This window comes from Nocardia arthritidis (assembly GCF_011801145.1).
GTDB classification, from domain to species: Bacteria; Actinomycetota; Actinomycetes; order Mycobacteriales; family Mycobacteriaceae; genus Nocardia; species Nocardia arthritidis_A.
The window spans coordinates 9,616,105-9,641,665 of sequence record NZ_CP046172.1 but is presented as its reverse complement, the minus strand read 5'-3'; the positions used below and the strand labels follow the sequence as shown (position 1 = coordinate 9,641,665).

26 protein-coding genes and 1 pseudogene are annotated in these 25,561 nt (G+C 66.7%); 17 read left to right on the top strand and 10 right to left on the bottom strand.

Annotated elements, in window-relative coordinates:
- Positions 1-2 precede the first annotated feature (2 nt).
- Positions 3-1,274 carry an acyl-CoA dehydrogenase family protein gene (locus F5544_RS43975; RefSeq protein WP_167478601.1) on the top strand — a complete coding sequence of 424 codons (1,272 nt, stop codon included), beginning with the start codon at positions 3-5 and terminating at the stop codon, positions 1,272-1,274.
- Positions 1,271-2,704, top strand: coding sequence for an LLM class flavin-dependent oxidoreductase (locus F5544_RS43970; RefSeq protein ID WP_167478600.1), 1,434 nt, complete (start codon positions 1,271-1,273; stop codon positions 2,702-2,704). The genes F5544_RS43975 and F5544_RS43970 overlap by 4 nt, the downstream gene beginning before the upstream one ends.
- 34 nt (positions 2,705-2,738) lie before the next feature.
- On the opposite strand, the gene F5544_RS43965 is transcribed toward F5544_RS43970, so the two are convergent.
- Positions 2,739-3,221 carry a GAF domain-containing protein gene (locus F5544_RS43965; protein WP_167478599.1) on the bottom strand — a complete coding sequence of 161 codons (483 nt, stop codon included), beginning with the start codon at positions 3,219-3,221 and terminating at the stop codon, positions 2,739-2,741.
- A 97-nt stretch (positions 3,222-3,318) separates the two neighbouring features.
- Here F5544_RS43965 and F5544_RS43960 point away from each other — a divergent pair, with 97 nt between their 5' ends.
- The 6 genes from F5544_RS43960 (at position 3,319) to F5544_RS43935 (ending at position 9,679) form a co-directional block, all read left to right on the top strand.
- Positions 3,319-4,701 carry a styrene monooxygenase/indole monooxygenase family protein gene (locus F5544_RS43960; RefSeq protein WP_167478598.1) on the top strand — a complete coding sequence of 461 codons (1,383 nt, stop codon included), beginning with the start codon at positions 3,319-3,321 and terminating at the stop codon, positions 4,699-4,701.
- 108 nt (positions 4,702-4,809) lie between these two features.
- Positions 4,810-5,925, top strand: a complete 1,116-nt coding sequence (sfnG, locus tag F5544_RS43955; protein WP_167478597.1) for a dimethylsulfone monooxygenase SfnG — start codon at positions 4,810-4,812, stop codon at positions 5,923-5,925.
- Positions 5,925-7,217: an acyl-CoA dehydrogenase family protein gene (locus F5544_RS43950; protein WP_167478596.1), complete on the top strand. Its 1,293-nt coding sequence runs from the start codon at positions 5,925-5,927 to the stop codon at positions 7,215-7,217. The genes sfnG and F5544_RS43950 overlap by 1 nt, the downstream gene beginning before the upstream one ends.
- Positions 7,218-7,238: 21 nt before the next feature.
- Positions 7,239-7,754: an NADPH-dependent FMN reductase gene (locus F5544_RS43945; RefSeq protein ID WP_167478595.1), complete on the top strand. Its 516-nt coding sequence runs from the start codon at positions 7,239-7,241 to the stop codon at positions 7,752-7,754.
- On the top strand, positions 7,747-8,265 hold the full coding sequence (locus F5544_RS43940; RefSeq protein WP_167478594.1) for a flavin reductase family protein: 519 nt from the start codon (positions 7,747-7,749) through the stop codon (positions 8,263-8,265). Before F5544_RS43945 ends, F5544_RS43940 begins: the two co-directional genes overlap by 8 nt.
- A 295-nt stretch (positions 8,266-8,560) precedes the next feature.
- Entirely contained in the window at positions 8,561-9,679 is a 1,119-nt protein-coding gene (locus F5544_RS43935) for a methyltransferase (RefSeq protein ID WP_167478593.1), read from the top strand.
- Here the strand turns inward: F5544_RS43935 and F5544_RS43930 are convergent, their stop codons facing one another.
- From F5544_RS43930 to F5544_RS43920, 3 genes are all read right to left on the bottom strand, one after another.
- Positions 9,680-10,447 carry an SAM-dependent methyltransferase gene (locus tag F5544_RS43930; protein WP_238846978.1) on the bottom strand — a complete coding sequence of 256 codons (768 nt, stop codon included), beginning with the start codon at positions 10,445-10,447 and terminating at the stop codon, positions 9,680-9,682.
- A 240-nt stretch (positions 10,448-10,687) separates the two neighbouring features.
- Positions 10,688-11,344 carry a cation diffusion facilitator family transporter gene (locus F5544_RS43925; RefSeq protein WP_238847556.1) on the bottom strand — a complete coding sequence of 219 codons (657 nt, stop codon included), beginning with the start codon at positions 11,342-11,344 and terminating at the stop codon, positions 10,688-10,690.
- Positions 11,341-11,670, bottom strand: coding sequence for an ArsR/SmtB family transcription factor (locus F5544_RS43920; protein ID WP_167478590.1), 330 nt, complete (start codon positions 11,668-11,670; stop codon positions 11,341-11,343). The genes F5544_RS43925 and F5544_RS43920 overlap by 4 nt, the downstream gene beginning before the upstream one ends.
- Positions 11,671-11,820: 150 nt before the next feature.
- On the opposite strand from F5544_RS43920, the gene F5544_RS43915 reads away from it, so the two are divergent.
- The 5 genes and pseudogenes from F5544_RS43915 to F5544_RS43895 all read left to right on the top strand — a co-directional run bounded on the left by F5544_RS43915 (position 11,821) and on the right by F5544_RS43895 (position 16,055).
- On the top strand, positions 11,821-13,017 hold the full coding sequence (locus tag F5544_RS43915) for an NAD(P)/FAD-dependent oxidoreductase (protein ID WP_167478589.1): 1,197 nt from the start codon (positions 11,821-11,823) through the stop codon (positions 13,015-13,017).
- 122 nt (positions 13,018-13,139) lie between these two features.
- Positions 13,140-14,627 (top strand): alpha/beta fold hydrolase, encoded by a 1,488-nt coding sequence (locus F5544_RS43910; RefSeq protein WP_167478588.1) that lies wholly within the window; start codon positions 13,140-13,142, stop codon positions 14,625-14,627.
- Between the two features lie 115 nt (positions 14,628-14,742).
- Positions 14,743-15,048, top strand: a pseudogene (locus tag F5544_RS43905) (SDR family NAD(P)-dependent oxidoreductase); the annotation flags it as partial.
- Complete coding sequence (locus F5544_RS43900; protein ID WP_167478586.1) at positions 15,036-15,239, top strand: hypothetical protein; 204 nt, start codon at positions 15,036-15,038, stop codon at positions 15,237-15,239. The pseudogene F5544_RS43905 and the gene F5544_RS43900, both read left to right, overlap by 13 nt.
- A gap of 126 nt (positions 15,240-15,365) precedes the next feature.
- A complete protein-coding gene (locus tag F5544_RS43895; RefSeq protein WP_167478585.1) occupies positions 15,366-16,055 on the top strand; it encodes a DUF899 domain-containing protein in 690 nt (229 codons plus the stop codon).
- 6 nt (positions 16,056-16,061) lie between these two features.
- Here the strand turns inward: F5544_RS43895 and F5544_RS43890 are convergent, their stop codons facing one another.
- Positions 16,062-17,501: an alpha/beta hydrolase gene (locus tag F5544_RS43890; RefSeq protein WP_167478584.1), complete on the bottom strand. Its 1,440-nt coding sequence runs from the start codon at positions 17,499-17,501 to the stop codon at positions 16,062-16,064.
- 122 nt (positions 17,502-17,623) lie between these two features.
- Here F5544_RS43890 and F5544_RS43885 point away from each other — a divergent pair, with 122 nt between their 5' ends.
- Complete coding sequence (locus F5544_RS43885) at positions 17,624-17,974, top strand: hypothetical protein (protein WP_167478583.1); 351 nt, start codon at positions 17,624-17,626, stop codon at positions 17,972-17,974.
- 19 nt (positions 17,975-17,993) lie between these two features.
- Here F5544_RS43885 and F5544_RS43880 read toward each other — a convergent pair whose 3' ends face one another.
- From F5544_RS43880 to F5544_RS43865, 4 genes are read right to left on the bottom strand one after another with little or no spacing between them, the layout of a single operon-like run.
- Positions 17,994-18,188: a hypothetical protein gene (locus F5544_RS43880; RefSeq protein ID WP_167478582.1), complete on the bottom strand. Its 195-nt coding sequence runs from the start codon at positions 18,186-18,188 to the stop codon at positions 17,994-17,996.
- Between the two features lie 4 nt (positions 18,189-18,192).
- A complete protein-coding gene (locus tag F5544_RS43875) occupies positions 18,193-19,362 on the bottom strand; it encodes a sugar ABC transporter permease (protein ID WP_167478581.1) in 1,170 nt (389 codons plus the stop codon).
- Between the two features lie 41 nt (positions 19,363-19,403).
- Positions 19,404-20,141 (bottom strand): ATP-binding cassette domain-containing protein, encoded by a 738-nt coding sequence (locus tag F5544_RS43870; RefSeq protein WP_167478580.1) that lies wholly within the window; start codon positions 20,139-20,141, stop codon positions 19,404-19,406.
- Entirely contained in the window at positions 20,138-21,184 is a 1,047-nt protein-coding gene (locus tag F5544_RS43865; RefSeq protein WP_238846977.1) for a sugar ABC transporter substrate-binding protein, read from the bottom strand. The genes F5544_RS43870 and F5544_RS43865 overlap by 4 nt, the downstream gene beginning before the upstream one ends.
- 127 nt (positions 21,185-21,311) lie before the next feature.
- On the opposite strand from F5544_RS43865, the gene F5544_RS43860 reads away from it, so the two are divergent.
- Positions 21,312-22,478: an ROK family transcriptional regulator gene (locus F5544_RS43860; protein WP_167478578.1), complete on the top strand. Its 1,167-nt coding sequence runs from the start codon at positions 21,312-21,314 to the stop codon at positions 22,476-22,478.
- 3 nt (positions 22,479-22,481) lie between these two features.
- On the opposite strand, the gene F5544_RS43855 is transcribed toward F5544_RS43860, so the two are convergent.
- Positions 22,482-23,336 (bottom strand): SGNH/GDSL hydrolase family protein, encoded by an 855-nt coding sequence (locus F5544_RS43855; RefSeq protein ID WP_167478577.1) that lies wholly within the window; start codon positions 23,334-23,336, stop codon positions 22,482-22,484.
- Positions 23,337-23,717: 381 nt separating this feature from the next.
- Between F5544_RS43855 and F5544_RS43850 the strand changes: the two genes are divergently transcribed.
- A complete protein-coding gene (locus F5544_RS43850; RefSeq protein WP_167478576.1) occupies positions 23,718-24,359 on the top strand; it encodes a TetR/AcrR family transcriptional regulator in 642 nt (213 codons plus the stop codon).
- On the top strand, positions 24,356-25,531 hold the full coding sequence (locus tag F5544_RS43845) for an FAD-dependent oxidoreductase (RefSeq protein WP_167478575.1): 1,176 nt from the start codon (positions 24,356-24,358) through the stop codon (positions 25,529-25,531). The genes F5544_RS43850 and F5544_RS43845 overlap by 4 nt, the downstream gene beginning before the upstream one ends.
- Positions 25,532-25,561 lie beyond the last annotated feature (30 nt).

Below are 25,561 nucleotides of genomic sequence, written 5' to 3'. Positions count from 1 at the left end.
CGATGACATCCATCGAGGCGAAATCCAGCACCGATCCCGCCGCGCGAGCGACGGGGCGGGAGGCGAAAGCGGAGCGCGGCAAATCGGACGCCGAGCTCGATGCGATCTTCGGCCCGATCTTCGATCGCATCGCCGAGGGCGCGGTCGAGCGCGAAATCGATCGAGCCCTGCCGTACGAACAGGTCGGCTGGCTGCGCGAGGCGAAATTCGGGGCGTTGCGGGTGCCGGTCGAGTACGGCGGATACGGTGCGACCGTTCGTCAGCTGTTCCGGCAGTTGGTCGAGCTGGCCGCGGCCGAATCCAATCTGCCGCAGGCGCTGCGGGTGCACTTCTCCTTCGTGGAGGATCAGCTGCTGGCCGAGCCGGGTCCGGCGCGGGAACGTTGGTTGCGTGCGGTCGCGGCGGGCACGCTGGTCGGAAACGCGATCACCGAACCCGGCGTCGGCGCGGTCGACCGGTATCACACCCGATTGACCAGGGACGGCGATCATTGGCTGCTGAACGGCGTGAAGTACTACAGCACCGGTTCGCTGTACGCCGATTACATCCTGGCCGCGGCCGATCGTGACGGCGAGCGGGTGGGCGTGCTGGTGGACGCGCGGGCCGACGGCGTTCGACAGCACGACGATTGGGATGGTTTCGGTCAGCGGCTGACGGCCAGCGGCACAACGGAATTCACTGATGTCGTTGTTTCGGACGAGCGGATTCTCGGGCCGGGTTACGGCGTGGCCGGACCCACCTACGCCACCTCCTACCTGCAGGTGGTGCAGTTGGCGGTGCTGGCCGGAATCGCGCAGCGGGCCGAACGCGATGCGCGAGAGTGGGTTGCGGCGCGCACCCGCAGCTATACCCACGCCGCGGCCGACCTGCCGCGCCGGGATCCGTTGGTGCAGCAGGTGATAGGCCGCCTCTCGGCCGCCGCGTTCGCCGCCCGCGCGGCCGTGCTGGCCGTCGCCGATGTGCTCGACGGTGTGCTCGCCGATGGCGCGCGCGACGAAAAGGCTTTGGTCGCCGCCGAACTCGCCGCCGCGCAGGCCCAGCTCGCGGTGATCGATCAGGTGTTGCCCGCCACCACGCTGCTGTTCGAAGTCGGTGGCGCATCGGTGGTTTCGGAGCGGCTGCGGCTGGATCGGCACTGGCGCAACGCCCGCACCATCTCGGTGCACAATCCCGCCATTCAGAAGGCGCGGGCGATCGGCGATCATCTGCTCAACGGTGCGGAGCTGCCGTTCGCATGGAGTGCGGGCGAGCGCCGGGCGGAGGCCACGCGATGACCCGCCGAATTCGCTTCAACGCCTTCGATATGAACTGCGTCGCGCACCAATCGCCGGGGCTGTGGCGGCATCCCGACGACCAGTCGCATCGGTACAAGGAGCTGAGCTACTGGACCGAGCTGGCGAAGCTGCTGGAGCGCGGGCGATTCGACGGCATCTTCATCGCCGACGTGCTCGGCACCTACGACGTGTACGGCGGCAACGATATCGCCGCCCTGCGGCAGGGCGCGCAGATTCCGGTCGCCGATCCGCTGCTGCTGGTTTCGGCGATGGCCGCGGCGACCGAACATCTCGGCTTCGGCATCACCACCGGCACCGGATTCGAGCATCCGTATCCGTTCGCGCGCAGGCTGTCCACCCTCGACCACCTCACCGGAGGCCGGATCGGCTGGAATGTCGTCACCGGCTATCTGCCCTCGGCGGCACGGAATTTCGGCGCGGACGATCAACTCGACCACGACGAGCGGTACAACCAGGCCGACGAATATCTCGAGGTGCTGTACAAGCTGTGGGAGGGCTCGTGGGCCGACGACGCGGTGATTCGCGATGCGGCACAGGGCATTTACGTCGATCCGGCGAAGGTGCACCACATCGGGCATCGCGGCGCGCACTACACGGTGCCCGGCATTCACCTGTCCGAGCCGTCGCCGCAGCGGACACCGGTGATCTATCAGGCGGGCGCGTCGCCGCGCGGGGTCCGGTTCGCCGCCGAGAACGCCGAGGCGATATTCGTCGCGGGACCATCGAAACGAATACTGGCGCAGACTGTTTCGCGGATCAGGGCGGCGCTGACGGCGGCGGGCCGGGACCGCGACGCCGCGCGTATCTACGCGCTGGCCACCATCATCACCGATACCACCGACGAGGCGGCGCGGCGCAAACACGAGGAGTACCTGTCCTACGCCAGCGTGGAGGGCGGCCTGGTGTTCATGTCCGGCTGGATGGGCATCGACCTGTCCCGCTACGACCTCGACGATCCGATCGGACAGGTGCGGAGCAACGCGATCCAGTCGGCCGTCGCGGCCTTCCAGGAATTCGACGACGACGGCCGGGAGTGGACCGTCCGGGATATCGGCCGCTGGGCCGGAATCGGCGGTATGGGACCGGTTTTCGTCGGATCCGGCGCGACGGTGGCGGACCTGCTGCAGGAGTGGGTCGCCGAAACCGACCTCGACGGGTTCAACCTGGCCTATGCGATCACACCGGGGACGTTCGAGGACGTGATCCGGCACGTGGTGCCGGTGCTCACCGAAAGAGGTGTGTACCCAACGGAATACGTGCCGGGGACGCTGCGCAACGCGCTGTTCGGCGCGGGCGACCGGCTGCCGGGCGAGCATCGCGGCGCGCGGTACCGCCTGGGCGGTCCGCTGTCGACGGCGCTGCCGGATTCGGTTGCCCGGCCGGGCGCTGCCGCCGCCGAGATTTCCTGAGCGCGGGGCTCCGGTGGGAGCCCCGCTTTCTCGATCAGAGCGAGTCGACGAATATTCCGGCGATTGTTTCGATGCCGTCGCGATCGGTGGCGTCGAAGCGATCCGGTTTCGGGCTGTCGATATCGAATACGCCGATCAATTCCCCATCGTGTATCAGCGGAACAACGATTTCCGACCGCGAATCCGCATCGCAGGCGATATGTCCGGGAAAGGCGTGCACATCGGGCACCAGCTGAGTTTCCCTCGACTGTGCCGCGGTGCCGCACACACCCTTGCCGAGCGGAATTCGGACACAGGCCGGTTTGCCCTGGAACGGTCCGACGACGAGTTCGCGGCCGTCATAGAAATAGAAGCCGACCCAATTCAGTTCGGGCAGCGCGTGATAGACGAGCGCGGCGAGGTTGGCGGCGTTGGCGACGCGGTCGGCCTCGCCCGCGACCAGCGCCCGCGCCTGGTCGGCGAGCTGCTGATACTGCTCTGCCCGTGATCCGCTCAGATCGGCGACGGTGAACGACATGGGCCGAATGGTACGCCACCGGAAATCCCTGTCTGCCCATCGATTCTCCGTGATCGCAACACTGCGGAACACGTGGCGCCGTCCGGAGAATTCATTCATGACATCGCAGAATTCCTCCCATTCCACTCGTAGGGCAGCGGTAATCGGCGCCGGACAAACCGGTGTCACCGCGGCACTCGGTTTACTCGACGCGGGTTTCGACGTCACGCTGTACAGCGATCGCGATCAGCGCGCGCTGCGCGACGACGTGCCCGCGACCGGTACCGCGCTCGAATTCGGCGAGGCCCAACAGGCCGAGGCCGCGCTCGGATTGGACAGCTATACCGCACGGGCGCCCCGCCATACCGGTCTGAGCGTGCGCATCGCCGGACCCGATGGCGCCGAATTGATCCAATTCGACGGGAATTTCGACGGTTATGTCGGTGTCGCCGTCGATACCCGATTGAAGGCCGATGAACGGCTCACCGCATTCCTGGAGCGGGGCGGGCGCTTCGTGGTCGCGGCGGTGACTCCGGAAGCACTCGATCCGATCGCGGCCGAGAACGATCTCACCCTGGTGGCGACCGGTCGCGGCGGACTGTCCGAACTTTTCCCCATCGATCCGGCGCGCACGCCGTATGCCGCGCCGCAGCGCTCGCTGCTGACCCTTACGGTCAACGGAATTGGCCATGACGCGAGCGTTTTCGCGCATCGCAGTCCGGCGGGTGGTGCGCACAGCGGCTTTTCGATCCTGGCCGAGCAGGGCGAGGGCTGGTGGGGGCCGTACCTGCACAAGGATGCCGGGCCGAGCTGGGCCTTCCTCGGCTGGGCGAAACCGGGCAGCGAATGGGAAAGCCGGTTCGCGGCAGCGGATTCGGCGGAATCGGCGCATCGAATCGTGCGAGACCTCTACCGCGACTTCATCGAATGGGATCTGCCCGAGGTGCTGGCGACCCAGGTGATCGCCGACGATCCGCATTCCTGGCTGAAGGGTGCGGTGCGTCCGGTCGTGCGCGCCGGCGTCGGCCGCACCGCGGGTGGGCACGCTGTCGCCGCGCTGGGTGACACCGCGATCGCATACGACCCGATCGCGGGCCAGGGCGCGCAGAGCGGCCTGATCCAGGCGCAGCGCCTGGTCGCCGCGGCCGCGGTGCACGATGGGCCGTTCGACGGGGACTGGTTGACCAAGCAGTACACCGCGTTCCTCGCCGCCCGCGGCGATGCGGCGAACAAGGTGACTCGGCTGTTCCTGGGTGATCCGGAACTCGCCGACATCGGTAACGACCTCTTCGCCGCCGCCGCCGTCGATCCGGACTTCGCCGCAGCGCTCGTCGGCCTGCTGCACCGCCCGCAGCCGTTCCTCGGTGTCGAATCCATCAGGGACGCACACGATTTCATCACCCGGGTCACCGGAATCGATGCGGCGCAATTGCTCGCGCGATTCGCGCCCGCCGGCGCCTTCGCCCGATCGACCTTCTCGAACGAACTCGCCAACGTCTGAAACCCGTGGCCGACCGATCCGATCGCACAGATTCAAACCCTCGTGCCGATCGAACCGGGGTGCTGGAGTGGAACCAGCGTCGGCCCCCGACCCTACGGAGCAACATTCATGAGTACGGAGCAGATCGCCGAGCAGATCCGGTTCGCCTACTGGGTGCCCAATGTCAGCGGGGGACTGGTCACCAGTGATATCGAACAGCGCACCGGCTGGGATTTCGAATACAACCGGAAACTCGCGCGCACCGCGGAGAACAACGGGTTCGACTACGCGCTCTCCCAGGTCCGCTACACCGCCTCCTACGGTGCCGAATACCAGCACGAGTCGACGTCGTTCAGCCTGGCGCTGCTCGGTGCGACCGAGCGGTTGAAGGTGATCGCGGCCGTGCACCCCGGGCTGTGGCACCCCGCGGTGCTCGCCAAATTCGGCGCCACCGCCGACCATCTGTCCAATGGCCGTTTCGCCATCAACGTCGTATCCGGTTGGTTCGCGGGCGAATTCCGGGCGCTGGGCGAACCCTGGCTGGAACATGACGAAAGATACCGGCGCAGCGCCGAATTCCTCGAGGTGATCCGCAAGATCTGGACCGAGGACGCCGTGGATTACGGCGGCGATTTCTACCGCATCCGGGATTTCACGCTGAAGCCCAAGCCGCTCAACACCCCGGAACGTCCGAATCCCGAACTGTTCCAAGGGGGTAACTCCACGGCGGCGCGGCATAACGGCGGCCGCTACGCCGACTGGTACTTCTCCAACGGCAAGGATTTCGACGGCGTCACCGAACAATTGGACGAGCTGCGCGCGATCGCGCGGGCGTACGATCGCTCGGTGAAGTTCGGGCTCAACGGGTTCATCATCGCCCGCGATACCGAGAAGGAAGCGCACGATACGCTCCGGGAGATCATCGAGAAGGCGAACAAGCCCGCGGTGGAGGGGTTCCGGGACGCGGTCCAGCAGGCGGGCGCGTCCACCGCGGACCGGAAAGGTATGTGGGCCGATTCCACCTTCGAGGATCTGGTGCAGTACAACGACGGCTTCCGCACCAGGCTGATCGGTACACCGGAACAGGTGGCCGAACGCATCGTCGCCTACCGGCGGCTCGGCGTCGATCTCATCCTGGCCGGATTCCTGCACTTCCAGGAGGAGATCGAGTACTTCGGCGCGAAAGTGCTTCCGCTGGTTCGCGAATTGGAGGCCGCGGAGCAACCGGTCGCGGCGGTGGGCTGATGACCGCGGTCGCCGCCGAGATAAGGTCTGCGGCGCAGGCCATTTCGGTGGCCGGGGAACTCGCGGCCGACTTCGCGTCGGGGGCGGCCGCGCGGGACCGGGACCGCGCACTGCCGTACGCGGAGGTGGACCGGCTCGCGGCGAGTGGACTGCTCGCCGCGACCGTGCCCGCCGGGTACGGCGGTGCCGATCTGCCGCCGAGCGTGGTGGCCGAGGTGGTGCGGATTCTCGCCGCCGCCGATCCGAATATCGCCCAAATACCGCACAGTCACTTCGTTTATCTGAATCTGCTGCGGCTGGCCGGATCGGACGAGCAGCGCAGGCACTATTTCGGCAAGGTGCTGCGGGGCGGCCGGATAGCCAACGCGCAATCGGAGCGCAGCGGCGCGACGGTCGCCGATATCTCGACGACCCTGCGACCTGCGGGCACGCGTTTCCAGATCGACGGAACCAAATTCTATTGCACCGGTTCTCTTTTCGCCGATGTACTGGCGGTGCTGACCAGACTCGACGATCCCGAGGAGGTCAGCGGGCTCGCCGCGGGCGAGTACATCGCGTACCTGCCCGCCGACACTCCCGGTGTGCGAATCATCGATGACTGGAACGGAATCGGCCAACGCACGACCGGCAGCGGCACGGTTCACCTCGACGGCGTATTCGTCGACCGCGACCAATTGATCGCCCGCGCGGGCGCGGTGGGCGCACCGACCGGATACGGCTCTTTCGCACAACTGCTGCACGCCGCTATAGATGCGGGCATCGCCCGCGGGGCACTCACCGCCGCAACGGAATTCGTTCGCACCACGAGTCGTCCGTGGTTCGAGTCGGGTGTCGCTCGCGCGATCGATGACCCACTGCTGATCCAGCGCTTCGGCGAATTGTCGGTCGCCGTCACGGCGGCCGAGGCGACGCTGGTCGCGGCGGGATCCGCGGTGGACGCCGCAACCGTCGGTGTGGCATCCCGGCCCGGCGGCGAACTGTTCGGAGCCTCAGGACGTTCGGCCGCAACGTTCGGTGGTGTATCGGCGAGCCCGGATGGAGACGACCCGGTCGCGCGAGCGTCCCTGGCGGTGGCCGCGGCCAAGGTCCTCGCCGATCGCGCGGCCAACGAGGTGTCCGCATCACTGTTCGAAGTGGGTGGAACACGCAGCGCCGCAGCCGATTTGAACCTGCACCACTTCTGGCGCAATGCCAGGACACACACCCTGCACGACCCGGTGCGCTGGAAATATCAGCACCTGGGCCGGGCGTTGCTGCACGATGCCGCGCCGCCCTGGCACGGGGTCATCTGAGCGAGTGAAGAGGATACGAAAGTGGCAGTGACCGTAGTCGTCGGCAATCCGAAACCGGCCTCCCGCACGCTGACCGCGGCGACGCTGGTGGCCAAGGGTTTGCGGCCGGATATCGAACCCACCGTGTTCGACCTCGTCTCGTTCGGGCCCGCGCTGCTCGGCTGGGGTGATCCGGCCGTCGCCGAAGCGGTGCGCACGGTGCGCGATTCGCGGCTGGTGGTGTTCGCGAGCCCGACCTTCAAGGCCACCTACACCGGGCTGCTGAAGCTGTTTCTCGAACAGTTCGACGGCGGAACCGGATTGGCCGATGTGGTGGCCGTCCCGGTGATGCTCGGCGCCGGTCCCGTGCACGCGCTCGCGCCCGATCTGCTGCTCAAACCGGTGCTCACCGAACTCGGCGCGACCAGTGCGCTGCCTGGCCTTTACCTGTCGGACAGCACATTCCAGGAAGACGGTGTGATCGAGCGCTATACCGACCGATGGCGGCCGGTGGTATCGGCGCTTGTCGCGGGTGTCGAGGTGACGAATCATGCATGAGTCCTTCGAATTTCCGGCCGACGGTGCCGGGCTGCGCAGGGCCTTCGCCAATTTTCCGAGCGGCGTCGTCGCGGTCTGTGCCGAAATCGACGGCACGCCACACGGTTTGGCGGTGAGCACCTTCGTCCCGGTTTCGCTCGACCCGCCGCTGGTCTCGTTCTGCGTGCAGAACAACTCCTCGACCTGGCCGAAGCTCACCGGCGCGACGCATCTGGGGCTGAGCCTGCTCGGTACCGATCAACAGGACGCGGCCCGCGCCCTCGGCACCCGCACCGGCGATCGCTTCGCCGGGGTGCGACTCCATCGCGGCACCGGCGACGCGATCTTCATCGAGGGTGCGTCGGCCTGGATCGAGGGTGTGCCGGAGGCGCAGGTGCCCGCGGGCGACCACACCGTGGTGATCCTGCGGATCCACCGGCTCGCGACCAGGGGCGATGTGGATCCGCTGGTATTCCACGGCAGTCGATTTCGCCGGCTGCACGCCGTGGAGACCCGTAGCGTCGCCAGCTGAGGGTCCGGCGCGGCCGCGACATCCGGCCGGGCCGCCGGGATGTCGCAGCGCGGGCCTGCTCGGTCGCGGCTGCCGAGGCTGAACTTCATTTCCGCCGTCGAACAATAGCTAGACTGTTTTTCGCAGGTTATTTCGGGAGAGGTGAGGTCGTGGGTTACGGCATGGTGTTGGGCGACGACGGTGCACGCGCTTCGACGCGGAATCCGTCCGCGCGCTGACTTCGACCCGATAGTCGCCGGTTCCGCCTCGAAGTGCTCTTCGGGCCCTGTGCGTTTGCCTACGAGGAGTACTCCAGATGTCCACGATTCGAAAGACCGAAGAACATACCGACCGATCTGCCTGTCGGCATTCCGAAAGTGATGTGCCGCAACAAATTCGGATTGTCGTGGCGGACGACCGCATGAAGGCGGATATCGCATACAAACTGGCCGCCGATGGCGTGACCCTGCTGTGGCGCGGCGATTTCCACAACGGCAGGCAACTGTTGAGCGCGCTGCGCCGCCGCGTCGACCGCAGATCGAAGCAGCGGGCCGGCGGCACCTTCCAGCAGTATCGGCGGCTACGCGGCGACCGCGCGCGGATCCTCGGGCGCTTGGTAGTACTCCTCGACGACGATTACGCGCTGGAGCTGCGCCGCGCCCCTGATGTGCGGCAGGCTTGCCGGGAGGCGTACGGTCCGCCATCGGGACCCCGAACCGTCTCGCTCACCGAGCTTTTGGGTGTGCTCGGGGCGCATCAGTGGCGGATAAGAGGTGTCGAGGTGCCTGCGCTCGGTGCGCGCATCCACCCGCACTACGGCGTATTCTCGCCGGTCCGTGGCGAATACATCGACCTGGTCGCGCGGGCGCCGCTGCCGGAGGTGTCGGATGGATTGCCGCGCACCGCATTCGATCTCGGTACCGGGACCGGTGTGCTGGCGGCGGTGCTGGCGCGGCGCGGTTTCGATCGAATCATCGCTACCGACAACAGTTCTCGAGCCTTGGCCTGCGCCCGCGACAATATCGATCGGCTCGGCTTGGCCGATCGCGTCGAAATCGCCGGTCCCACACTCTATCCCGAAGGCCGTGCGCACCTCGTGGTGTGCAATCCACCCTGGCTGCCCGAGCGGCCGACCTCGATACTCGAGCGGGGCGTCTACGACGAGAACGAGGAAATGCTCGACGGTTTCCTCGCCGGTTTGACCGATCACCTCGCGGCAGGCGGCGAAGGCTGGCTCATCCTCTCCGACCTCGCCGAGCACCTCGGCCTGCGCGCGCCCGGCGAACTGCCGGACCGAATCGCCGCCGCCGGTCTGCGTGTGGTCGACCGGCTGGAAATCCGCCCGCGGCATCGGCGGCCGCGCGATGCGGCCGACCCGCTGCACCAAGCCAGAATCGCCGAGATCACCTCGCTGTGGCGGCTGACGCCCGGGTAACTACGGCTTACGGCAGACGCCGCCCAATATCACCAGGCTGGTTCTGGGCGGACCGTCGTCCAGCCATTCCTGGATGGGTACCAAACCGGGGCCGAGGAATTCGAAGCCGTCGAAGAAGCCGCGCACCTCGTCCCGGGAGCGGTACACGCTCTGGGCAGTGCTGCCCGCGGTATCCGACAGCGATTGCAGCATGAAACTCCGGTCGGATTCATCGGAGCCGTGGGTGAAGGCGAGGTAGCTGCCGGGTGCGAGTTCGGTGCGCAGCCGGGCGATGATCGCGGGCGGCTGCGCCTTGTCGACGACGAAGTGCAGCACACCGACCAGCAGAATCGCCACCGGCCGGTCGAAATCGATCAGCGCCTCGGTCCGGAGCCGGTCGATGAGTTCGTCGGTGCGCCGGATATCGGCCAGCATCGGGATAACGCCGGGCACGCCCGAAAGCAGCGCGGTGCTGTGCATGTACACGACCGGGTCGTGGTCGACGGATGCCACCCGAGCCGATGCGTCGATCTTCTGGGCGATCTCGTGCACATTGGGCGAGACCGGGATGCCCGCGCCGAGGTCCACGAATTGCTGTATGCCCGCCTCGGCGGCAATGCGCACGGCTTGGACCAGGAAACGGCGACTCAACCGCGCGACCGTGCCGGTATCGGGGGCGACGTCCAACATCCGCTGGGCGACCAATTGGTCTACCTCGTAGTTGTCTTTTCCGCCCAGGAGGTAGTTGTACACTCGCGCCGAATTGGGCTTTCGTGTCTCGATGCCCATGGGTGCACCTCGACTATTCGACACCGTACCTCCTCGATATGCCTTCGATCCTACAAGCCGCCGGTCCGGCGCGATACGCGTCGCGCAATGCGGGAACGAAACCTTTTCAACACCATCGATATGACGTAAATATAAGTGGCGCAGCACTATTGGGTGGTTTCCAGATTATTGCTCGACGTCGCCCGGCGCGTTTGCGCCCGCAGGTTCGGAAATTGTTCGGTGCGATGCCTGACCAGTTGGTTATTCACAACATGTGCGGTTATGTCCGATTCGCTCGGCGGAAACCGGTGCCGGACAACATGTGTCACCGCGCCACGCGTCGCGGCCGGATTTCACCGCGAGCCCGGCGATGACGAGCGCGGCGACCGGATCGGCCCACGTCCAACCGAACAAACTGTTCAAGGCCAGCCCGGCCAGCAGCACCGCCGAGAGATACGTGCACAACAGTGTCTGCTTCGAATCGGCGACGGCGGAGGCCGAACCGAGTTCGCGACCGGTCCGCCGCTGCCCCCGCGACAGCGCGGGCATCACGACGAGGCTGACCGCGGCCAACCCGATCCCTACCGGCGCGTGTCGCGCGGCGTCGGCGCCGGACAGTGCGTGAATCGAATCCACGGTGACGTACGCCGCGAGCGCGAAGAACGAGCAGGCGATGATCCGGAGTGCGACCCGCTCCCGCGCCTGTGGATCGCGTCCGGCGAACTGCCAGGCGATGGCCGCGGCCGAGGACACCTCGATCACCGAATCCAAGCCGAACCCGATCAGCGCGGTCGACCCCGCCTCCGCACCCGCGGCCAGCGCGACGATCGCCTCCAGCGCGTTGTAGGAGATCGTGGCGGCGACGAACAGGCGAATCCGACGCTCCAGCACCGCTCGCCTGCGCACCTCGAGCATCAGCAGCACCCGTCGGCGTCGGAAGCCGGACAGCATGCCGGGTCGACCGCGAGCACCAGGCCGAGCAGGTCGTGCAGTGCCCGGCCGATGCGGGCGTCCGCGAGCTCGTATCGGCTGCGCCGCCCCTCGGGAACGGCCACCACCAATCCGCAACCGCGCAGGCACGCAAGATGATTCGACAGAATCTGGCGCGATACGCCGATCCGCTCGGCCAAGTCCGACGGATAGCCCGGCCCCGATCGCAGGCTCAACAGGATCTGCGTGCGGGTCGGATCCGACAGCGCATGCCCGAACCTGGCCAGCGCATCCGAATGCTGCAGTGTTTCCACTCGGCAGATAGTACAGATTTTTCTGTATTCAGAAAAGGATGAACTTCCCTGGGCATCGAATGATGGTGACGCGCATCACATCTCGAGCCTGTCAGCATTCGCGGCGCTGTCCGGTTCAGGAGTCGAACCCACCGAGACAGGAGTCGGATCATGAAGCACCGCATCGTAATTCTCGGCGCCGGGTACTCCGGAGCCATCACCGCCGGTCGACTCGCCAAGCGGCTGCATCCCGACGACGTCGAGATCACCGTCGTCAACGCGGATTCGGAGTTCGTGGAGCGGGTGCGGATGCATCAGCTCGCGAGCGGGCAGCGGCTACCCGCTCGGCCGCTGCGTAACGTGTTCGCGGGCACCGGGATTCGCTTCCGGCAGGCGCGGGTCACCGCGGTGGATGTCGACGGCGGGACCGTCGGCATCCTCGGTGAGCACGGCGCCGAAACCCTCGGCTACGACACCCTGGTGTACGCCCTGGGCAGCACCGTCGCCGACTGCGGAGTCCCCGGGGTGGCCGAATACGGCTATCACGTCGCGAGCAAGCAGGCCGCGCTGCGGTTGCGGGCGCGCCTCGGTGAATTGGCGCCGGGAGCGGCGGTGCTCGTTGTCGGTGGCGGACTCACCGGCATCGAAGCGGCCACCGAACTCGCCGAGGCCCGGCCGGATCTCCGGGTCACGATCGCGGCGCGTGGCGGCGTCGGCGATTGGCTCGACGAGAAGGCCCAGCGACACCTGCGCCGAGCCTTCGAACGGCTCGGCATCAAGGTCGAGGAGTGTGCCGAGATCACCCGCGTCGAGGCAGCAGGGGCCGTCACCGCCACAGGGCGGATTCCGGCCGAAATGATCGTGTGGACAGCGGGTTTCGCGGTGCATCCGATCGCGGCGGCCACCACCTTGGCGGTATCGGACACCGGACGGATCGTCGTCGACGCCACCATGCGCTCGGTCTCGCACCCCGATGTGTACGCGGTCGGTGACGCCGCGTTCGCCGAAGGGGTCGGCGGTAAGCCGCTGCGGATGGGCTGCGCGACGGCGACTCCGATGGCGTGGCAGGGGGCGGACGCCCTCGCCGCGCGCCTGACCGGTCGCAAGGTTTCCGCGGCGCCGATCGGCTATGCGAACCAATGCATCAGCCTCGGCCGTCGCGATGGCATCGTGCAGCGGGTGACGCCCGAGGACGAGCCGACATCCGTCGTGATCACCGGTCGCCTCGGTGCCCGCATCAAGGAATTTATCTGCGCCGCAACGGCTTGGAGCATCATGCATCCGACGCTGATGGTGCCGAGCCGCCGTCGTCATCTGGTGCCGGAGGTGGACATGGCAATTGCGTCTACCATCCGCCACCTGCGGTAACTCGGCTCAGTATCGCCGCGAAATTCTTACCTGGCTTTGCCGTTCACTTGCTTGGCCTTTGACAGGCGGTGCGCAGGATCACCATCAGCAATCCGATGGTTGACGAGCGGAGGAATCCTGAAATGCGCACTGTGGTGAGCGCGGCGCTGGCCGCGGTGGTCGTCGGCGGATTGGTTGCCGGATGCGGCGATCCCGGCGGTAAACCGGATGCGCTGTCCTGGTGTCCGACGGTGCCCGGCTACACCGTCGAATGCGGGCAGGTACAGCGCCCCTTGGTCGCGGATCGGCCCGACCTCGGCACGGTCGACATCGGGTACGCGCTGGTGCGGCACGGCAAGGATGTGCCGAGCGCGGGCACCGTCGTCCCGAATCCGGGCGGTCCCGGGGTGCCGATGATCGCGCACGCGGCCGAGGCGGTGGCCGTATCGGAGCACTTGCTCGCCGATCACGACCTGCTGCTGATCGATCCGCGCGGGACCGGGGTTTCGAGTCCGCTCGATTGCGGCATCGATGCGCGGCAGTTTCAGCTCGGCACCAGGGAACAGCAGTTGGCGGCCGTGGAACACTGTGGTGCACAACTGGGTTCGCGTGCCGCGGGCTACACCTCGGCGGCCGCGGCCGACGATTTCGATGCCGTGCGGGAGCGGCTTGGCGTCCCGAAATTGGTGCTGTACGGCATCTCCTACGGCACCTACCTGATGCCGGTCTACGCCCAACGCCATCCCGACCACGTTCAGTCCATCGTGCTGACGGGCGCGTACTCGCCGGATATGAATCAGCTGGGGACCGCGAATGCCGAAGCGGTATCGCTTGCGCTGCAACGGATCTGCGAACGCAGTAGGGCCTGCGACGGCAATGCCGCGGTGGCCGATCTCGCGGCGGTGGCACAGCGGATGCGTACCCGGCCGATCACGGTGGCCACCGACCACGGGCCGCTTCTGCTCGACGAGGGCAAGCTCGGCAACCTGGTCTTCGAGGCCGGGACCAGCAATGTCGGCGCGCATCCGGAACAGCTTGTGCCGCTTGGCATGTTGCCCGCCGCGCTGCACGGCGCGGTGCGCGGCGACGACCGCGGAATCTCGGAATTCGTCCGGGCGACAACGGATGAGCCCGCATACGAGAACATCGGTTCCTATGTGGCGGTGACCTGCAACGACTATCCGACGCTGTGGTCGCCCGACGCGAGCCTGCCGCAGCGGGAACAGCAGTACCGGCAGGCGCTTGCGAACCCGCCCGCGGAGTCGGGTGCGTTCAGCGTCGAGGGCTTCGGCGCCGCGCTGCGCGACGGCGGCGATTCCTGCATTCGCTGGCCGGGTCTGAAGAACCATCAGCGCCCCGACCAGATGCGCGAACCGCTGCCGAACGTGCCGGTACTGGTGTTGTCCGGCGATCTCGACGCCATCACGCCCGACGCCAACGGCAAGCGCGCGGCGGCCCGATTCGCGAACGCGACCTTCGTTTCGGTGCCCAACACCGGACATGTCCCGGATCTCGAGCCGAGCGGCTGCGTCACCGGAATCGTCGCGGAATTCGTACGGACCGGCGCCCCGGGCTCGACCGCCTGCCTGAGCGCGATCCCACCCATCGCGGTGACTCCGGTCGCCGGCTGAGCACGGAAGGCAATGACCATGACCATCTCGAATACGTTGCCCGGCAACCTATCTGCCGATGTGACGCGATACTGGTCCGATCGGCATGTGGTGGTGACCGGCGCTCGACCCGAGCGATTTCGATAGACATATGGCGGTCAACTACTTCGGGACATTGAACGTGATCCGGGACGCGCTGCCCGATCTGCATGCGGGCGATCGCGACAGCATCACGGTGATCTCCTCGATGGCAGGCGTGCTGCCGTGCTTCGGCTACGGCGCTTACAGCCCAAGCAAATTCGCGGTGCGCGCGCTGTGCGAGGTACTGCGCCAAGAGCTCAAACCGGGCGCGTCACCGTCACCGTCGTATTGCCGCCGGATGTGGACACCCCGCAGCTGGCGGCCGAACTCGCAACCAGGCCACCGGAATTGTCGGCATTGAACACCGGCGCGCCGATCACCGCCGATGCGGTCGCCCGGGCGCTGCTCACCGGCGCCGCACGCGGCAAGGCGACGGTGGTGCCGTCGCTCGGCAGTCGGATCATGCGCTGGTTCGCCGGTGCCGCGCCCGGACCGACCGCGCGTTTGATGGATGCCATCATCGCTCGCGCCCAACGGGCATCGAGGCACTGATTGTGCGATGAGATGTGGATGGCGGGATATCCACAGGCGGGGTCGGGTTCGGTCACCGATGAGTTCGACGAGCGGATGGCGTCTATATCCACAGATCCCTGTGAACGTGATCAATGAGAGGAACTCATGAGCACCAACGCACTTCCACCTGTTGTCGACGCCGATACGTGGCAGCGTGAACTCGACGCGCTGCGGGTCCGGGAGAAGGCCGCGACCCGGGAACTCGATGCGATAGCCGCCCAGCGGCGCCGCCTGCCGATGGTCGAAATGCCCGACTACATCCTGGAGGGCGAGGAGGGGCCGGTCCGGCTGGCCGATGTCTTCGGCGGTAAGCCGCAGCTGATCACCTACCACCACATGTGGTTTCCGGGCGAGGAGTGGCAGTGCGGCGGCTGTACCGGGTTCACCTCGCAGTTCACCCGGCTGGAATTCCTGGACAACTACGATGCCCGGTTCGTGATCGTCACCCAGGGGCCGATCGATGAGGCGCTCGCGTACAAGCGGCGGGTCGGGAACAAGATGGCCTGGTACTCCACGGCGAACAGCCCGTTCGGCGCCGACGTCGGCGCGCCGCCCGGCGGCGGATTCGCCGTCAACGTATTCCTGCGTGACGGCGATACCGTTTACCGCACCTGGCACACCAACGGTCGCGGCACCGAACAACTCAGCCACTCCTTCGCGCTGATCGACCTACTGCCGTACGGGCGGCAGGAGGAATGGCAGGATTCGCCCGAGGGCTGGCCGCAGTCGCCCACCTACAGCCGGTGGAGCTCATCCGAAGATATCGCGGCACACTACGGCGATAAGGACGCATAACCAGTTCTATTGTGCCACAGGACAATTCGTGTTCGAGGGGCGGGCCCCGGAGATCAGGTAGTCGTCGGTGGCCGAGGTGGTGCACGGGGTGCGGTCGTAGACGCCGTGCCCCCAGCCCTCGTACGTCAACAGGATGGCGCCGGGGGTCTGCGCGGTGACCTGGGTGGCCCATTCGCGTGGTGTGGCCGGATCGTGGCGCGAGCTCAGGATCAGCACCGGCGGGCCGTCCACAACGTGCGGGCGGTGCGGCGGATTCGGTGCGGCGGTCGGCCAGCCGGAGCACATACTGCCTGCACCCCAGGCGAAGTGCGCGCGCAGGGTCGGCGTGGCGGCGTTCTGTTCGGCCCACTGGCGTTGCCAGGCCGCCTGGTCCGGAAGTTCGAATTGCCAATCGGTGCAGGCGATCACGACGGGCATCGGAGCCGGTTGGCCGGATGGCTGTGGTGCGGCGGTGGGCGGGATCGACTGTGCGGGCGCCTGGTTGGTGAGCGTGCGCAGATCATCGGCCAGCGCGGACCAATCCGGGTGATAGAGGCGCTTGAGCACTGCGGAACTCAAATCCATCGGCGCCAGCGGTTTATCGGGAGCATGCGGATCGCGCAGGGTACCGCTGGACGCCCTCGCGTACAGGTCGTCGAAGGTGCGGTGCACGTCGGTGCCGTGCAGGACGCAGGTGCTCTCTCTGGCGCACCATGCCGCGAATTCATCGAAGGTGTCCTGGCCGGCGCGCGCTTCGGTGTTGAGGAAATCGCGCCCGTTCAGGCTGTGGTCGTCGACACTGTCCAGCACCATGGTGCGGACCCGGCGCGGGAACAGTTCCAGATAGGCCTGCGCGGGCATGGTTCCGTACGAGCGGCTGTAGATATTGAGCTGGTCGGCACCGAGCGCGGCACGTAGCGCGTCGACGTCGCGCGCGACGCTTGCCGCGTCGACGTGATCGAGCAACGGACCGGTGAACGTCCGGCAGCTCTGCGCGAGAGCCGCTGTGTAGGAGTGGATTTCGCTGATCTGCCCGTCGAGGTCGGGTACCGCGTTCGGCGGGTGTCCGGCGAGTGCGGCATCGCATCGCACCGGATGACTGCGCCCGACGCCGCGCGGATCGAGGCTGATGATGTCGAAGCGATCCGTGAGCGTCGCGGAAAACTTTCCGCCATGGAGGATGTCGTCGACACCGGACGAGCCGGGGCCACCCGGCAGCGACACCAGCGCGCCGACCCGATGTGCCGGATCCTTGGCCCGTTGCCGCACGATCGCGATATCGGTCTGCGGCCCGGCCGGTTTCGTCCAGTCGATGGGCACTTGAACTGTCGCGCAGTCGAATTCGGCCTTCTCGGGACATGGGGCCCAGGACAGGTGCGGCGCTGGCCGAGCTGCGGGCGCGCATGCGGCCACGCAGACGCACAGCGCGGCGAGGACGCCATGGAACATGGTGCGACGGAGGTGCATACGCCGATCTTGGGAGTGCCGGCAATCCGCCCGCATCACCCTGCCGTGCGATTCGTGCCTCACCCTCGGGTACTGCACAACTCACGGTGCCGAGGTCACTCCGGACTGATTAGTCTGGCCTGATGCCCCTAGTCGAGGTGACCTACGCGCCCCACGTCCCCGATGCCACGCTGCGCAGGCTGGCCGACGTACTGCCGCATATCGTTTCGACCGCGGTGGAGTGTCCGGAGGAGCCGTACGACGGCGATCTGCAGCCCGGCGATGTCGAGCTGCGCTTCCGCGCGCTCGGCCCGTACGACCGCAGCGAACTGGACGCGGTTATCGAGGTGCGCTCGAAGTATTTCGAGAGCCGCGCCGTCAACCGGCAGCAACGCACCGACCTGCTGCACGACCGCATCGCCGAGGTCGTCGATCTCGACAATTTCGGTGTCTACCTGGTTCTGCCGGTTGCCGCCTGGACTCAAACCGATTGAGGCGGAATGTATTTCCGCGCTATCGCGACGACCAAAGGCATGCGCACGGTAGCGGTGGCAGCCCGTCGTGCACCTGGTCGTCGATGGTCACCTCCGCTCCGAGCAGCGCGCCGACATCCCGCGCGAACAGGTAGGCCGCACGCGGTTCCGCGCGGTAGTCGAACGTCAAACCGTCCTCGACGCTGAGGTGGACATGGCATTGACGCGGCTCCATGTCATCACCGGGTCCCTTCTGCTCCCCGCCGCGCCACCGAGTCGATGGCAACAGATACGGCGAGGACCGTGCCGGTGACCATGAACCGTATTGATGAATCAACGTTGAGCAACAGCATGCCATTCGTAATCGATTGGATGACGAGGATGCCCAGCAGCGCGGCATAGGCGCGTCCGCGCCCGCCGAAAAGGCTGGTGCCGCCGATCACCGCGGCCGCGATGGCGTTGAGCAGGATATCGCTGCCGCCCGAACTCTGGTTCACCGCAACGAGTCTCGACGCCGCGAGCAGACCGCCGACCGTGGCCAGCACGGAACATCCGATGAATGCCGCGATTCGCACCCGGTCGACGTTCATCCCGGCCCGGCGCGCCGCCTCGGCATTGCCGCCGACCGCGTAGACGCGCCGCCCGAATACGGTGCGCCGCAACACAAGATCGACGGCCACCACCAGGCCGCCGAAGACGACCAGCGTCAACGGCACCCCGCGATCGGAATCGAGCACCAGGACGGTGGCCACCAGCAGCACCGCCAGTCCGCCCGAACGCGCCGCGATCCAGCCTGCCGCAGGCACATTCAGTTCGGCGCGCACCCGCTGCCGTCTGGTGACCAGTCCGGCCGTCAAATGTCCACCCGCGAGCAGGAGCACCAGCAGCCACGCCTGCCACGGCGCCAGCCAGGTATCGCTGATCTTCGCGATACCGCGGTCGAAGGGCAGGTTGACCGTGCCTTCCTTGCCGAGCAGGTACAGCATGAGCCCCTGCCACGCGATCAATCCGGCCAGCGTCACCACGAACGACGGCATGCTCAGCGCCGTCCGCATCAGGCCGTGCAGTGCTCCGATCGCGGCGCCGACGGCGAGCGCGGCCAACACCGCGAGCAGCGGATGCCAGCCGTGATGCACGTAGAGCTGCGTCATCACCACGGCCGTCAAACCGCTGACCGAGCCCGCGGACAGGTCGATCTCGCCGAGCAGCAGCACGAGCACGATGCCGAGCGCGATGGTGCCGGTGGCGGCCATCTGCAGGGCCAGGTTGGTCAGGTTCTCGGGGGAGAGGAAATGCGCGTTGAGGCGGTGGAAGACAATCGCGATGATCACCAGCCCCACCGCGACCGGCAGCGAGCCCACCTCGCCGCGGCGCAGCCGGTCCACGGCCGAATCGGTCAGTCCGCGCATCGGATTGCCTTGCCACACTGGTCTTTTCATAGCAACTTCGGTCATGACGAGGCTCCGGTGATGGCGGCGACGATCTGCTCCTGGGTGGCCTGCGCGGTCTCGAATTCGCCCGCGTTGCGGCCGAGTCGCAACACGACCACCCGATCGCTGACCGAGCGGACGTCGACCAGATTGTGCGAGATCAGCAGCACCGCGAGACCGCGTTCGCGCAGCCGGCGGATCAGCGCGAGCACCTGTGCGGTCTGCTCGACACCGAGGGCGGCGGTCGGCTCGTCGAGGATCACCATCTTCGGATTGCCGAGCAGCGCACGGGCGATGGCCACCGACTGCCGCTGGCCGCCCGAGAGCGCCGAGACGGGGGTGCGCACATCCTTGATCTTCACCTCCAGCGAGGCGAGCAGATCGCGGGCGGCGCGCTCCATCGCGATCTCGTTCAACACACTGAAATGCCTTGTCTCCGTGCCGAGATGGAGGTTCGCGACCACATCCAGGTTGTCGCACAGTGCCAGGTCCTGGAAAACCGTTGTGATGCCGAGCGCCTGCGCGTCCTGCGGCTTGGTGATCCGCACCTCGGCGCCCGCGAACACGAGCACGCCGTCATCGGCCGCGATGGCACCCGAAATCGCCTTCACCAGAGTGGATTTACCCGCACCGTTATCGCCGACCAAGGCGACCACCTCGCCGGCCCGCACCTCGAGGTCCGCGCCCGCGAGCGCCTGCACCGCGCCATATCGCTTGGTGATGCCGCGGGCGGACAGAACCGTTGCGGCGGTACTCATTCGAGCCCCGCCGCCCGACATGCGGTGGCGACGTCCGGTGTGCAGATATCGGCGACGGTGTAGAGGCCGTCCTTCACGATGGTGTCCTTGACGTTGGCCTTGTTCACCGCGATCGCCTCCAGCAGGAACGAGGGGATGTCCGCCGCACCGTTATTCGTTTTCGCGGGCGCCTCGGGATGCTCGCCCTTGGCGAGCGCCACGGCGAGCTCCGCCGATTTCTCGGCCTGGGCGCGGTAGTTGAGGTAGATGGTCATGGTCTGCTCGCCGGTCAAAATCCTTTGTACGGCCGCCAATTCACCGTCCTGGCCGGTGAGCGGGGGCAGCGTGGCGAATCCGGCCCGCTTCAGCGCGGCGACCGCCCCGCCCGCCATGCCGTCGTTGGCCGAGTACACGCCGACGATCTGATCCTTGCCGAGCGCGGTGATCGCCTGCTCGGTCTCCTGCTGCGCTTTGTCGGGAGACCAGTCCGGCGTATCGAATTCGCGCCCGATCTTCACCTTGCCGTCCAGCGCCTGATGCGCGCCGGTTTTGTAATCGCCCGCACTCGGATCGGTCGGCGCGCCGTTCAGCACGATGATCTGGCCCTTGTCGGTGGTACCGCGCTTGGCGAGTTCGGCGAGCAGCGCCTCGCCCTGCACCTTGCCGACCTTCACATTGTCGAACGAAACGTAGTAGTCGTAGCCGGTTTTGGCGATCAACCGGTCGTAGGCGAGCACCGGGATCTTCTTCTGTTTGGCCTTGTTCACCTGCGGCGCAACCGAATCGGCGTCGACCGCGTCCAGCACGATGACGTTCGCGCCCTGGGTGAGCGCGGATTCGAACTGGCCCTGCTGTTTTGCCGCATCCTGGTCGGCGTTGAAGTAGAGCACCTTGCACTTATCGCAGAGCTGCTTGACCTTCGCTTCGAACAGCGGCCGGTCGAAGGCCTCGTAGCGGGTGGTCTTCGATTCCGGGAGCAGTAGTGCGATGGTCGGGTTGTCCCCGTTCGATTTGCCGTCGCCGGTACCGCAACCCGCGACTGGGACGAGAACGGCAATTGCCACGAGGCTGAGCGTAATTCGACGCATGAGGTCACCGTGCCGAGAGAGGTTTACCATGCTCGGTTGAGCGTTGGTAAGAAAGGTAGTTTACTAACTCCGAGGTGTCCAGTGGTTGAGGAGGCGGAAATCGATGAGCCAGGCCGGTAAGCCGCAACTGCTGCGCACGATGAACGAGCGGCTGCTGCTCGACCACCTGCGCGTCAACGGGCCCGCCTCCCGCGGTGAGCTGGCCAAGGCCTGTGGTCTGTCGAAACCGACCGTCTCCGCGGCCCTTTCGGGTCTGGAGGAGGCGGGGCTGGTGTGCTTGGTCGGTTCGCTCAGCGGGCGGCCGGGGCCGACAACGGCCATCTACGACGTGAATGTGCGCGCGGGTGTTGTCGCCGGAGTCGATATCGGCCGGAACTGGATTCGGCTCGCCATCGCGGACCTGCGCGGCGAATTCATCGGTCGCCGCGATGTCCGCAACACCGCGCGCTCGTCCGCCGATCTGGTGCGGCGGGTGCGCACCCTGGCGCACCGGGTGGCCGATGAATGCGGAATAGACTGGACTACAGTCGATTACGCGGTGATAGGCAGTCCCGGCGTATTGAATCCGAGCACCGGCAGGCTGGATTACGCGCCGAACTTACCCGGCTGGGGCCGCGCCGGGTTGGTCGAGCAGTTGCGGGGCGCGCTGGAGGTGGAATCGGCCATCGAGAACGACATCAACCTCGCCGCGCTCGGCGAGCTGACTTTCGGTGCGGGAGTCGGCATCCGCAACTTCGTGCTCATCTCCATCGGCACCGGCGTCGGCATGGGCATCGTGATCAACGGTGAACTGTATGTCGGCAGTACCGGTGCGGCGGGCGAGGTCTCCTTTCTGCCCGCGGCCGACGTCGACGCGTCCCCGCTGGACGCCCGCGAGCGCGGTATGACCGAAACCGCCGCCGCCGCAAGCGGAGTCGCGCATACGGCGGTGCTGGCGGGGTTACCCGCCGGTTCCGCGGAGGACGTCTTCGCCGCCGCGGCGGCGGGTGATCCGCGCGCCCGCGCCGTCGTCGAATCCGAGGGCCGTCGCATCGGTGCGTTGATCACCGCTGTCGCCGCCATCCTGGATCCCGAATTGGTCGTGCTCGGCGGCGGTATCGGCCACAATCTGGATTCGCTGCGCGAGGCCATCGCCGCGCGGATATCCGAACTCGGCCCGCTGCGGCCACGGGTGGTCGCGAGCGCACTCGGTTCCGACGGGGTGTTGTCGGGCGCGGTCTCCCGCGCATTGGATGTGGCCCGCGACCGTCTTTTCGAACGCCGGTTGTGATGCTCAGCGCAGCCCGAGCTCGCTGACCACGTCGTTCAGTGCTTCGAAATATCCGTGCCGATAGCCCGCGGCATTCGGGTGGAATCCCGCGTACTGGATTTCCTGGGCCGAATATCCTTCGCCGGACAGATATCCCCAGATCCATGGGTCGGCCGAACAGATCCGGTGATTCTCGAAGCGCTGATCGACCGGAACGAACGTGGCGTGCCCCTGCGCGGCTTCCGCTACCAACTGATTGAGAAGTTCGGCGGCATCGTTCAACATCTGCCGTTTCTTCGGGCTCAGCAGCGCATCGCTGTCGCAATCAGCAGTCGGATCGAACAGTTTCGGATAGCCGAATACGATCTCGGTGGCCCGCGGCGACTTCTCTTTGATCTTGTCGTACAGTTTGCGCAGCTTCGCGTTACCCGAATTGGACAGTTCTTTGCGCGCGTAATCCTTGGCCCGGTCCAGCCGATCCGCGCAGCCCTGATCATCCGAGGTGGTGCAGCTGATCAGGACATCGGCGAAACCCGCGTCGTTTCCGCCGATCGTGATGGTGACGTACGACGTATCCCGTTGCAACGCCGCCAGTTGCGTCGGATCGACCGCCAGCGCGGCATTACCGTTCGTGATGGTGGCGGCGGCGCAGGCCGGGAAGTCGAAGGAGCCGAGCTGTCCCTGTTCGCGCAACTGATTCGCGATCAGCTCCGGATATGCCTTGTCGGTGCGCCCGCATGGCCCCGCCCAGGTGAAGATGCCGTCGCCACCGACTCCGGCCGAATAAGAATCGCCGAGTGCGACATAGTGCACCTGCGCGTCCGGCTGCGCGTGGGCTGTCGCCCCGGTCCCCATCGCGGTGGTAAATGCGGCAGCCACCGCTACCGCGCCGCATATCAGACTTCGCGGCCTGATTTCACGACGATGGGCCTCGCATTGCTCCGTCATTATTCCAGCCCTGCTTTCCATTAATTCACTCATCGGACTCCGAGCCGGAATTGCGCGCCGACAATTCCCGGCAGCAGTGATTTCAGTGTGCCGACCCATCGCGCCCGATGTGTCGCCCGAATACTGGGGACCACTGGGGATCTCCGCCTCGGGCGGCACCGTGGGGCCGACCCGCGATCGAGTGCAAAACCGTTGGGGCACCGTCCTTCCCGCTCGCGGGTCCGCGAGTGGGCCGAAACACACCCGCGGTGCATTGCCCTTCAGCGCGCAACGACCTTCCATGTAAGTAAGTAGTTACTTGCAGGAGGATGTGTGGTTCCGACGTCACGCGAGCGGATCATCACGGCCGCGCTGCGCCTGTTCGGCGAAAAGGGTTATGCGGGAACGACTATCGCGCAGATCGAACAGGCGGCGGGGCTTTCGGCCGGGTCGGGCGCGCTGTATCGCCACTTCCGCTCCAAGGATGAGCTGCTGGTCGAAGCGGTGAGCGCGCGGTTGGTGGACCGCGGCGAGTGGGCGCGGTTCCTCGATCCGGACTTCTCGATCGTCGATCATCTCGGCGGGCAGTCCGCGCTCGACAAGCTGACGGCGCTGTGCGAGATCGGGTTGCAGCGACTGGAGCACGATCGCGACGTCACCCGAATCCTGACGCGCGACAACACAATCGGGCCCGGAGTGCTCGAGGTCTTCCGGCGTCAGGAATACGACGTCATCAACGGGGTGACGACGCGGGTGCTCGTCGAACTCGCGGGACCGGACCGGCACGACGAGGACTGGGCCGCCACCGCGGCGGTGATCGTCGGCGCGGTCGCCCACTTCTGGATCATCCGTGACATTTTCGGCGGCGAACATCCCACATCCATTGACGCGCAACGTTATTTGCGGTCCGTGGCCGAACTGGCCGCGGCCCGGCTCGATCGAGTGACAACTCAATGTGGAGAGGACACGAAATGAGCAACCACATCACCGTCATCGGTGGCGGCATCGCCGGGCTCACCGCCGCGATCGCCAGTGCGGAGGCGGGCGCATCGGTGACCGTGCACGAGGCGCATCACGTGCTCGGTGGGCGCGGTCGCGCCATCGCGGGGGAGTATGTCGCCCACGAAGGCGCGCATGTCTTCTATGCGGACGGTCCGCATTACACGTGGTTGAAGCGGCGTGGCTTCGTCGCCGGCTTGGGTTGGCCGTCGCCCGCCGCCGCGACCCGGATGGGGTTCCGTGTCGGCGGTCGCGTCCGCAAGGCCCCGCCGGTCGGGATGTTGCGTGCGTCGGTGCGCCGCGGGCTCACCGCACCGGTCGACATCGATTTCCGGACCTGGGCCGGGGCCCGGTGGGGCGAGACCGTGGCCGAGCAAATGGCCAACGGGATCAGCGTGACAACGTATTCCGCCGACACCGGCTCCCTGTCCGCGGCATTCGTGTGGGGGCTGTACCAGCGGGTGTTCGGGGCCCGCGTGCCCGCCGTCAGATTCGTCCGCGGCGGTTGGCAGACCGTGGTGAACCGGATGGTGGCCCGCGCGACCGAACTCGGCGTCGTCATCGAAACCGGTTCTCGGGTAAGCCAATTGCCCACCGACGGCCCGGTGATAGTCGCCACCGATCTCCCGGCGGCCCGCGCGCTGCTCCGCGACGATTCGCTCACCTGGACGTCCGGTTTCGCCGCACTGCTCGATATCGCCGTCACATCCAGCCGCATGGACCGCAACCTGGTCTTCGACCTGGACTGCGGCGGATTCCACGAGAGCTACACCATGCAGGACGATTCCATCGCCCCGGCCGGTGAGTCGCTGTTCCAACTCCAGATGCCGATCCGCACCGGCGAATCCCGCCGCGACGCGCACACCCGGCTGACCGCCTTCGCCGACACCGTGCTCCCCGGCTGGCAGCAGCGCGCCACCTTCCAACGCACCGCCAGCGCAAAGGGCCGCACCGGCGCCCTGGACCTCCCAGGACAAACCTGGCGCGACCGCCCCGCCATCGACCGCGGCAACAACATCTACCTGACCGGCGACATGGTCGCCGCCCCCGGCATGCGCGGCGAAATCGCGATCAACAGCGCCGTGCGCGCCGCCGAACTAGCCACCGCCGCCCTACATTCGCGAAGCGTTGGGGTCCCGGCGCGATAGCCGCCCAGTAACCCGGAACCATGGGCGAAC